This is a genomic window from Streptomyces sp. NPDC058632, assembly GCF_042717095.1.
Taxonomy (GTDB): Bacteria; Actinomycetota; Actinomycetes; order Streptomycetales; family Streptomycetaceae; genus Streptomyces.
In genome coordinates, this window is record NZ_JBHXQZ010000044.1 from 52703 (window position 1) to 63596 (window position 10894).

At 69.0% G+C, this 10894-nt stretch carries 4 protein-coding genes, 1 tRNA gene and 1 rRNA gene; 1 reads left to right on the forward strand and 5 read right to left on the reverse strand.

The genetic code is table 11. The features are described 5' to 3' along the window. Positions 1–102: 102 nt before the first annotated feature. Entirely contained in the window at positions 103–780 is a 678-nt protein-coding gene (locus ACFWVE_RS18555) for a two-component system response regulator (RefSeq protein ID WP_384015084.1), read from the reverse strand. Positions 781–1115: 335 nt separating this feature from the next. Continuing rightward, positions 1116–6611 carry a HAMP domain-containing protein gene (locus tag ACFWVE_RS18560; protein WP_384015087.1) on the reverse strand — a complete coding sequence of 1832 codons (5496 nt, stop codon included), beginning with the start codon at positions 6609–6611 and terminating at the stop codon, positions 1116–1118. 428 nt (positions 6612–7039) lie between these two features. Here ACFWVE_RS18560 and ACFWVE_RS18565 point away from each other — a divergent pair, with 428 nt between their 5' ends. Beyond that, entirely contained in the window at positions 7040–9790 is a 2751-nt protein-coding gene (locus tag ACFWVE_RS18565) for a SpoIIE family protein phosphatase (RefSeq protein ID WP_384015090.1), read from the forward strand. A 78-nt stretch (positions 9791–9868) separates the two neighbouring features. Here the strand turns inward: ACFWVE_RS18565 and ACFWVE_RS18570 are convergent. From ACFWVE_RS18570 to rrf, 3 genes are all read right to left on the reverse strand, one after another. Continuing rightward, positions 9869–9941 (reverse strand) — tRNA-Thr (locus ACFWVE_RS18570). 90 nt (positions 9942–10031) lie between these two features. Then, on the reverse strand, positions 10032–10694 hold the full coding sequence (locus ACFWVE_RS18575; protein WP_384015099.1) for a DegT/DnrJ/EryC1/StrS family aminotransferase: 663 nt from the start codon (positions 10692–10694) through the stop codon (positions 10032–10034). Positions 10695–10808: 114 nt separating this feature from the next. Continuing rightward, positions 10809–10894, reverse strand: a 5S ribosomal RNA gene (gene rrf, locus ACFWVE_RS18580); the annotation flags it as partial.

Genomic DNA, 10894 nt, shown 5'->3' on the forward strand with positions numbered 1-10894 from the left:
TGGAAAGAGGGCAGCCGGCCCCGCCTCTCCGGCAGCCTCCGCCGGACAGGCCCTACGGCCCAGAACCGCGCAGGACGAGCCGCGAGGCCCGTGCGCCGTCGGTCAGTTCTGCGACGGCATCGGCGACGCGCTGCCCGTGCCCGGTTCCAGCGCGTCCAGCGCCCGCCGCAACCCCGTGAGCTTGCGCTCCAGATGGGCCGCCGTGGCCACCGCGGCCGCGTCGGTCGATTCGTCGTTGAGCTGCTTGGACAGGGCCTCGGCCTGTTCCTCGACGGCCGCGAGCCGCGCGGAGAGTTCGGCGAGCAGGCCGACGGACCCCTTCTGCTCCCCGGCGTCCTTCTCGTCGCCCTCCAACTGGAGCCGCAGCAACGCCGCCTGCTCCCTCAGCTGACAGTTCTTCATGTACAGCTCGACGAAGACCGAGACCTTCGCGCGCAGCACCCACGGGTCGAACGGCTTGGAGATGTAGTCGACCGCACCCGCCGCGTACCCGCGGAACGTGTGGTGCGGGCCGTGGTTGATCGCGGTGAGAAAGATGATCGGGATGTCCCGCGTCCGCTCCCGCCGCTTGATGTGCGCCGCGGTCTCGAAGCCGTCCATCCCCGGCATCTGGACGTCCAGCAGGATGACCGCGAAGTCGTCCGTGAGCAGTGCCTTGAGTGCTTCTTCCCCGGACGATGCCCGTACCAGCGTCTGATCGAGCGCCGAGAGGATCGCCTCCAGCGCCAGCAGATTCTCCGGCCGGTCATCGACCAGGAGGATCTTGGCCTTCTGCACCATGGCCCGCCCTCCTCGCCCCGGCTTGGGGCCTCCCCTGTCCGCAGGTCCCGGGTGGACACCGGCGGGTGCCGACCCGGGGGACGGCTCCCTTGCGCCGCCCGTCCTTGTGCCGGTCATCGTAGCCGCACCCCGCCCGTCGCCACACCCTGTCACCGTGATGTCACTGTGTACGTAGCAGAAACGCGGAGCGAGACCAGAAGGTTCCCCGAATCCCGCACTTCTACACGACTTCGCGCACACCGCGTCGGCAACTTCACGTGAACGGCGAAGCTCCCCTCCACCATCGCACGTCCCGGGCCGCCGCCCTCACGCCCCCCTCTCGCGGGGCGCCACGGTCACACGCCCCGCATCCACTGCTGCATCACCGACAGCAGGTGATCGGGATCGACCGGCTTCGTCACGTAGTCGGAGGCGCCCGACTCGATCGCCTTCTCCCGGTCGCCCTTCATCGCCTTCGCGGTGAGCGCGATGATCGGAAGTCCCGCGAACTGCGGCATCCGGCGGATCGCCGTCGTCGTCGCGTATCCGTCCATCTCGGGCATCATGATGTCCATCAGGACGACCGCCACGTCGTCGTGCTGCTCCAGCACCTCGATGCCCTCGCGGCCGTTCTCCGCGTACAGCACGGAGAGGCCGTGCTGTTCGAGGACGCTGGTCAGTGCGAACACATTGCGGATGTCGTCGTCGACGATCAGCACCTTCTGCCCGCCGAACCGGATACCGCGCTGCGACCGGGGCGCCGGATCCTGCTCCGTAACCGACGCGACCGGCGTGCCCAGCCACTGCTCCGGCTGCTGCGGCGCGGGCCGCTGCTCCAGCTCGGGCAGGGGCCTGCGGCGCCGCCGGAACAGCGCGGCCGGACCGTTCTGGGTTTCCCGGTAGGACGTCACCTCGGCCGGTGTCTCCACCCCCGCACCGGAGGAACCGGCCGGCCTGGCGGGGCCGCCGCTCTCCAGGGCCGGCATGGACTGCTGGTAGCCGTGCGGCGGCAACTCGCTGGGGTGCAGCGGGAGATACAGCGTGAAGGTCGAGCCTCGGCCCGGCTCGCTCTGCGCGTGGATCTCACCGCCGAGCAGCTGGGCGATCTCCCGGGAGATGGACAGCCCGAGCCCCGTACCGCCGTACTTGCGGCTGGTCGTGCCGTCCGCCTGCTTGAACGCCTCGAAGATCACCCGCATCTTGCTGGCGGCGATCCCGATGCCCGTGTCGGACACCGAGAACGCGATCAGGTCGGCGTCCGGGTCGGTCAGCGAACCGGCCTCCAGCAACTGCTCCCTGATGGCCTGCGGGACGTCGTCACGAGCCGGCCGGATGACCAGCTCGACGGACCCGGAGTCGGTGAACTTCACCGCGTTGGACAGCAGGTTGCGCAGCACCTGCAGCAGCCGCTGCTCGTCGGTGTGCAGCGTGGCCCGGAGCTCCGGGGAGACCCGCACCGACAGGTCCAGGCCCTTCTCCGCGGTCAGCGGCCGGAAGGTGGCCTCCACGTAGTCCACGAGCTGGACGAGCGCGATGCGCGTCGGGGAGACGTCCATCTTGCCCGCCTCGACCTTCGACAGGTCGAGGATGTCGTTGATCAGCTGCAGCAGGTCGGAGCCGGCGCCGTGGATGGTCTCGGCGAACTCGACCTGCTTCGGGGAGAGATTCCCGTCGGCGTTGTCGGCGAGCAGCTTGGCCAGGATCAGCAGCGAGTTGAGCGGGGTGCGCAGCTCGTGCGACATGTTGGCCAGGAACTCGCTCTTGTAGCGCATGGAGACCGCGAGTTGCTCGGCGCGCTCCTCCAGGACCTGCCGCGCCTCCTCGATCTCGGTGTTCTTCACCTCGATGTCGCGGTTCTGCCGGGCCAGCAGCTCGGCCTTTTCCTCCAGTTCGGCGTTGGACGCCTGGAGTGCCTTCTGCCGCTGCTCCAACTCGGCCGAGCGCTCCTGGAGTTGCTCGGTCAGTTCCTGTGACTGCGCCAGCAGCAGCTCCGTCTTGGTGTTCACCGAAATGGTGTTGACGCTCGTCGCGATCATCTCGGCGATCTGGTTGAGGAAGTCCTTCTGGATGTGTGTGAACGCAGTGAACGAGGCCAGTTCGATGACGCCCAGCACGGTCCCCTCGAACAGCACCGGAAGCACGATCACCTGGGCGGGCGGCGCCTCCCCAAGACCCGAGGAGATCTTCAGGTAGCCGCTGGGCGCGTTCTCCACCAGGATCGTGCGCTTCTCCATGGCGGCCGTCCCGATGAGTCCCTCACCGGGCCGGAACGACGTCGGCATCGAGCCCAGCGAGTAGCCGTACGAACCGAGCATGCGCAGCTCGTACTGGTCGTCGTCGGCGGCGGCGCTCACGTCCTCCCCGTCGGCCAGGGGCATCGAGAGGAAGAACGCGCCGTGCTGTGCGGAGACCACGGGCGTCAGCTCGCTCATGATCAGCGAGGCCACGTCCTCCAGGTCCCGACGGCCCTGCATCAACGCGGAGATGCGGGCCAGATTGCCCTTCAGCCAGTCCTGCTCCTCGTTGGCGATCGTGGTGTCGCGCAGGTTGGCGATCATCTTGTTGACGTAGTCCTGCAGTTCCTGGATCTCTCCGGACGCGTCCACGTCGATCTTCAGGTTCAGGTCGCCGCGTGCCACCGCGGTCGCCACGCGCGCGATGGCACGCACCTGCCGGGTCAGGTTCCCCGCCATCTCGTTCACGGACTCGGTCAGGTCCCGCCAGGTGCCGTCGACGTCACGCACGCGGGCCTGCCCGCCGAGCTGGCCCTCCGTACCCACCTCGCGGGCCACGCGCGTGACCTCCTCGGCGAAGGACGACAGCTGGTCGACCATCGTGTTGATGGTGGTCTTCAGCTCGAGGATCTCTCCGCGCGCGTCGATGTCGATCTTCTTCGTCAGGTCACCCTTGGCGATGGCTGTCGTCACCATGGCGATGTTGCGCACCTGACCGGTCAGGTTGGACGCCATCCGGTTCACGGACTCGGTGAGGTCCTTCCACGTACCGGCCACACCCGGTACGTGCGCCTGACCGCCGAGGATGCCGTCCGTACCCACCTCGCGGGCCACCTTGGTCACCTGCTCGGCGAACGAACTCAGCGTCTTCACCATGATGTTGATGGTGTCGGCGAGCTGCGCCAACTCGCCGCGCGCCTCGATGGTGACCTGCCGGGTGAGGTCACCGCTGGCGACCGCGGCGGACACCTGGGAGATGTTCCGCACCTGCGTGGTCAGGTTCTTGGCCATCAGGTTGACGTTGTCGCTCAGGTCCTTCCAGATGCCCGTGACCCCGGGCACGTGTGCCTGGCCGCCCAGGATGCCCTCGGTACCCACCTCGCGGGCCACCCGGGTCACCTGCTCGGCGAACGACGACAGCTGGTCCACCATCGTGTTGACGGTGGTGACGAGTTCGAGGATCTCGCCCTTGGCGTCGACGGTGATCTTCTTCGACAGATCGCCCTTCGCGACCGCGGTGGTGACTTCGGCGATGTTGCGCACCTGGAGGGTCAGGTTGTTCGCCATGCCGTTCACCGACTGGGTGAGGTCCTTCCAGGTGCCGGAGACACCCTGCACCTCGGCCTGACCGCCGAGGATGCCCTCCGTACCCACCTCGCGGGCCACCCGCGTGACCTCCTCGGCGAACGACGACAGCTGGTCCACCATCGTGTTCAGCGTGTTCTTGAGCTCGAGGATCTCCCCGCGCGCGTCCACGGTGATCTTCTGCGACAGGTCGCCCCGGGCCACCGCCGTCGCCACCTGGGCGATGTTGCGGACCTGCGCGGTGAGATTGCCGGCCATGCCGTTGACCGAGTCGGTGAGGTCACGCCACACACCGGCCACCCCGGGCACCTGTGCCTGGCCACCGAGCCGGCCCTCCGTACCCACCTCACGGGCCACCCGCGTGACCTGGTCGGCGAACGAGGACAGCTGGTCGACCATCGTGTTGATCGTGTTCTTGAGCTCGAGGATCTCCCCGCGCGCGTCCACGTCGATCTTCTGCGACAGGTCGCCCCGCGCGACCGCCGTCGTGACCTGGGCGATGTTGCGGACCTGGCCGGTCAGGTTGGACGCCATCGAGTTGACGGAGTCGGTGAGCTCCTTCCAGGTACCCGACACGCCGTCCACCCGGGCCTGACCGCCCAGTCGGCCCTCCGTACCCACGTCCCGGGCCATGCGCGTGACCTGGTCGGCGAAGCTCGACAGCTGGTCCACCATCGTGTTCACGGTGTTCTTCAGCTGGAGCATCTCGCCGGACACGTCGACGGTGACCTTCTGCGACAGGTCGCCGTTGGCCACCGCCGTCGTCACCTGGGCGATGTTCCTCACCTGACCGGTGAGGTTGCGGAACGCGGTGTTGACGGAGTCCGTCAGGTCCTTCCAGGTCCCGGCGGCACCCGGCACCTGCGCCTGGCCGCCCAGCTCACCCTCGACGCCGATCTCGCGCGCTACGCGGGTGACCTCGGCACCGAAGGCGGACAACTGGTCGACCATCGTGTTGACGGTGTTCTTGAGCTCCAGCATCTCGCCGGCCACGTCCACGGTGACCTTCTGCGACAGGTCACCGTTGGCCACCGCCGTCGTCACCGCGGCGATGTCCCGCACCTGCGTCGTCAGGTTCCGGAACACCGTGTTGACGGAGTCCGTCAGGTCCTTCCAGGTCCCGGCGGCTCCCGGCACGTTCGCCTGACCGCCCAGTTGTCCCTCGGCCCCGACCTCGTTGGCGACCCGGGTGACCTCGTCCGCGAAGATCTTCAGCGTCTCGGTCATCTGGTTGATCGTCTCAGCGAGCTGCGCGACCTCGCCCCGCGCCGGAACAGTCACCTTCCGCGACAGATCGCCGTTGGCGACCGCGGTCGTCACCTCCGCGATCCCGCGCACCTGGGCCGTCAGGTTCCCGGCCATGGTGTTGACGGAGTCGGTGAGCTCCTTCCACACACCGTCCACGCCGGACACCTGCGCCTGCCCGCCCAGCGCGCCCTCGGTGCCCACCTCGCGTGCGACGCGGGTCACCTCGGAGGAGAACGCCGAGAGCTGGTCCACCATCGTGTTGACGGTGTTCTTCAGCTCCAGCATCTCGCCTTCGACATGCACGGTGACCTTGCGGGACAGGTCACCCCGGGCGACCGCCGTCGTCACCAGAGCGATGTCGCGCACCTGCGCCGTCAGCCGCTCCGCCATGGTGTTGACCGAGTCCGTGAGGTCCTTCCACGAACCGGACATGCCCCGCACCCGGGCCTGACCGCCCAGCTTGCCCTCGGTACCGACCTCGCTGGCCACCCGCGTGACCTCGTCGGTGAAGGTCGACAACTGGTCGACCAGGTTGTTGACGGTACGCCCGACCTTCAGGAACTCGCCGCGCAGCGGCTGTCCCTGCCCGTCGTCCCCGCCCAGCTGCGCCCGCAGCTCCATCCGCGGCGACAGATCACCCTCGGCCACCGCCGACAGCACCCGGCTGACCTCGGAGACGGGCCGCACCAGATCGTCCACCAGCGCGTTCGAGTTGTCGATCGCGCTGGACCAGGAACCCTCACAGGCCCCCGTCTCCAGGCGCTCGGTGAGTTTCCCCTCGCGCCCGACCATCCGCCGCACCCGCGCCAGCTCGCCCGTCAGATGGAGATTGCGGTCGGCCACCTCGTTGAAGACCGCCGCGATCTCCGCCATCACGCCGTCGCCGGAGACCGTGAGCCGCTTACGGAAGTTGCCGTCCCGCATCGCCACCAGGGCGACCATCAGGCGGTTCAGGGCCGCGGTGTCCACCGCGGTGGTACCGCCCCGGGACCTGCCCTGCTTACTAGGGGACTGTCCGCCTTTCGCGCGCGTGTTCGTGCCCCGCGTCGCTGCGCCAGACTCCACTGTGTCCCTCCCGCAGGGGTCGACCGTTACTGCTGTGCTCGGGTACCACCGCACGGTGTACCTGTGACTGCTTCTGCTTGCTCTGCTTACTCGTGCATATGCGTGTACTACTGCGATACCTGCCCTGCCTACCAGGGCGCTACCCGGGCCGCCGCCCGGCCGGAGGACACCCGCCCGTCCGGACCTTCGCAACAGCCGGCCCGCCCAGTGTTTCACCCTCACCGAACCAGGCCATAACAGTTCGGCAGCTTCGCACACCGACCGCACAGCCGCCGGACGTCGGACACCTCCCGACGGAAACACAGCAGACCGGCATCCGCTCGGACCGCGAAGGTAAGTAACCTTGCATCCGGCTGTCCAGCCACACCGGTCCGTCCGGTCTGGGCGGTGGCACGGAGACGAGCGGGCATCGGAGGGCGGCCGCACACATGACCACCGGACTGATCCCGGGGGAACAACCCCCGGACCCTCGGCCGACGAGCGGCCTGCCGCCCCAGCGGCGCGAGCCGGTCGGCCATGGAGTCATGCCCGTCGAGAACCGGTCGAGGAGTTCTGTGATCACCGCGCGCGCGGCCGCCAGCTTCGAGCCCGTCGGGCGCTCGGTCGCGAGCGCCCGCTCCTTCGTCCGCGACACCCTCCAGGGGTGGGGTTTCGCCGACATCGTCGACGACGCCGTGGTCCTCACCAGTGAGCTCGTGACCAATGCCGTGATCCACACCAGCACCTGGGCCGACCTGCTGTGCCTGCGCTGCGACGACGGCGTACGGATCGAGGTGACCGACCGGTATCCGGAGCGTGAGGTCCCGCTTCAGAGTCCGGCCGCCGACATGGGCGGCCCCGACCGCGAGGGCGGACGAGGCCTCCAGCTCTGCGCGGCCCTGGCCGGCCGATGGGGCGTCGAGTACACCCCCGCCCACAAGACCGTCTGGTTCCAACTCGACATCCCCGACCGCCCGGTGGGCGCCCGCTCGGCCGGACCGGCACTGCCGCTCGAACTCCTCCCGATCGCCGACGCCCGGGTCCGCGTCGCCGTCGTGCAGATCGACCGAATCGGCGCGATCTCCTCCTGGAACGAGGACGCGGAGGAACTCTTCGGCTACACGGCCGACCAGGTCATCGGCAAGCCCCTCACCGACCTCGCGGCCTGGCCGCACACCCCCGGCACCGGCACCGGCATCGCGGAGGCGCTCCAGCTCTCCCGCTGGGAAGGCAGCTACGGCATAAGGGCCACCACCGGCCGGGTGATCCCCGTCTACGCCTCGCACCTGCGCGTCCGCGACACGGACGGCGATCCGTCAACCGTGTGCCTCCTCGTCAGGGACCATGAACGGGCGGTCCTGCAGACCCCGTTGCGCGTCCCCTCCGACTCGACCGCCTCCTCCGAGAGCCAGAGCACCGACCCCTTCGAGGTGTTCATCGGCTCACCCGCCCCGGACGACCTCGACGGCCTCCTCCAGCGCACGGTGGAACGCGCCCGCGACATGCTCGACGGCGACTCCGCCTTCCTGCTCCTCGCCACCGACGACGAGACGGAACTCGAGGTACGTGCGTCCACCGGCCTGCCCTCGGCCCGTCAGCGCTTCGCCCGCGTTCCGGTGGAAGCCGGCTCCGGCCGTTACGGCTCCGCCCGTATGCCGGCCGTCCACGACGACCTCGCCGCCCTGCCCGGCGCGGTCCCGCTCCTCAACGGCACCGGCATGCGCTCGGTCGTCACCGTCCCGCTCAAGGTCGAGGGCCGCCTCACGGGCTCCCTCGGCGTCGCCGCGGAGGGAGCGGGCCGGTACTCCAACGAGGAGGCGCTGCGCCTCCAGTTCGCAGCCGATCGCATCGCCCTGGCCGTCGAGTCGGCCCGCCTGGGAGAGCTGGAGCGACTGCGCCGGGGCTCGCTGAGTTTCCTCGTCGAGGCGTCCGACCTGCTGGCCGGCACCCTGGACCGCGACCAGACCCTGGCCCTCATGGCCCAGATGACCGTTCCCACCCTGGCCACCTGGTGTGCCGTCTACACGATCGCCGACCAGGCCTCGGAGCCGTACCTCTCCTATGTGCTGCACGAGGACGAGGAACTCATCGACGGCATCAAATCCCTGCTCTCGAAGATGGCCCCGCCCGACCCGGTCCCCACTCCCGGCGCCCGCGTCTGGTCGGCACCCGGCGAGGTGGCCCATCAGGCGGCCCTGCGCACGTCCATGCGCAGTCTGGGGCTGAGCGGCAGCCCGGACACCCGGGTCACCCCCGGCATCGGTCCCACCCTCACCACGGCCTCCGCGGTCGGCGGCGAGACGGTGGTCCTCCCGCTGGTCGCCCGTAACCGCGTCATCGGCATGCTGACGCTCGGCAAGCCGACCGACGAACACTTCCGCCAGGAGATCCTTGAACTCGCCGAGGACCTCTCCCGCAGGGCCGCCCTGGCCTTGGACAACGCCCGTCTCTACTCCGAGCGCACAGCCATCAGCCAGTCCCTCCAGCGCAGCCTCCTGCCCCCCGAGCTGCCGATGATCGAGGGCGTCGAGGTGGAGGTCATCTACCGCGCGGCCGGGGAGGGCAACGAGGTCGGCGGCGACTTCTACGACCTCTTCCCGATCAGCGACGGCGCCTACGGCTTCGCCATCGGCGACGTCTGCGGTACGGGTCCGAACGCCGCGGCCGTCACCGGCCTCGCCCGGCACGCGCTCCGACTGCTCGCCCGTGAGGGCCTCAGCGGCCCCGCGGTCCTCGAACGCCTGAACTCCGCCATCCTCGACGAGGGCGCCCGCAGCCGCTTCCTCACTCTGCTCTACGGCGAACTGCGCCCGCAGGAGGACGGCAGCGCGGAACTGAAGGTGGTGTGCGCCGGCCACCCGCTGCCGCTGCGCCTGCGCCAGGACGGGACCGTCGAACCGGCCGCCGACCCGCAGCCCCTCCTCGGCGTCCTGGAAGACCTGGAGCTGTACGAGCAGACGGTCACGCTCGATGCGGGCGACGTCCTGCTGTGTGTCACCGACGGTGTGACCGAGCGCCGTGAAGGCCCCCGCATGCTGGGCGACGACGGACTCGCCGACGTTCTGACGACCTGTACGGGCCTGACCGCCGGCGCGGTCGCCGCCCGCATCATGCGCGCAGTGGAACGCTTCGCCTCCGACGCACCTTCCGACGACATGGCGATCCTCGCCATGCGCGTCCCGGGACTTCACCAGGACTGAGCCGGATCAGATCTGCTGGTTGGATCCGATCCGGGCATGAGAAAGGCCCCGCCCGGAAGGGCGGGGCCTTTCTGTCGGAGCCCCCAAACGGAATCGAACCGTTGACCTTCTCCTTACCATGGAGACGCTCTACCGACTGAGCTATAGGGGCCTGTTGCTTTCCGCGGTTTCCCGCCCGGCAACGGAATAGATCATACCCTGAGCAGCCCCGTGCTCCCAACCACCGGTCCGCGACCGCGGTTCAGACAGCCGGCTGCAGCAGTCCGCCCAGTGCGTTGCACGCCGACGCGACGCGCTGCATGTCCCGCTTGGTCAACGAAGCGTCCACGGGCAGGGCGAGCGTCTCGTCGGCGGCCCGTTCGGTCTCGGGCAGAGACACGCACCGCCGGAACTCCGGCAGCCGGTGCACAGGCGTCTTCACCGGCACCCTGCACTCGACTCCCCTGGCCCGCACGGCTCGTGCGAAGGCGTCCCGGTCAGGTCGTCCGTTGCCGGGCACCCGCACGACGTACTGCTGGTAGGTGTGCCCGTTGCCTCCGTCGGGCGTTCGCACACCCCGCAGCTTCGCGTCGAGGTAGGCGGCACGCTCCCTGCGCCGGGCGACCTCGTCGTACGGAGCTTCGGATTCCCCGTGCTCCAGCACCAGCAGGCCGCGCCGCTGCCCGAGCGCGTGCAACCGCGCGATGTCGGCGTGCCTGCCGAAACGATGCACGGCGACAACGGCCGCCGTGCGTGAGGTGATGGCCGCTTCCACAGCGGCCGGCGCGAGGCAGTAGGTCACCGGATCTATCTCGGCGAACACCGGCAACGCACCTGCGAGAGTGACGGCCTCGGCAACTTCCACGTTCCCGAAGGCGGACACGACCACCTCGTCACCGACTCCGACACCGGCGGCCCTGAGCAGTGCAGCAGTACCCATGGGATGGATGTTCGTTGCGCAACGTGAACTTCAAGTGACGCAGAACAAAAAAGGGTTGGACCCCGAACCGAAGTTCGGGGTCCAACCCTGTCAAGAGTTGTTCGGCGGCGTCCTACTCTCCCACAGGGTCCCCCCTGCAGTACCATCGGCGCGGTAGGGCTTAGCTTCCGGGTTCGGAATGTGAC

Bases quoted from the DNA above. Each gene is read 5' to 3' on its own strand.
- ACFWVE_RS18555 (WP_384015084.1), bottom strand. From the start codon at position 780: ATGGTGCAGAAGGCCAAGATCCTCCTGGTCGATGACCGGCCGGAGAAT.
- ACFWVE_RS18565 (WP_384015090.1), top strand. From the start codon at position 7,040: ATGACCACCGGACTGATCCCGGGGGAACAACCCCCGGACCCTCGGCCG.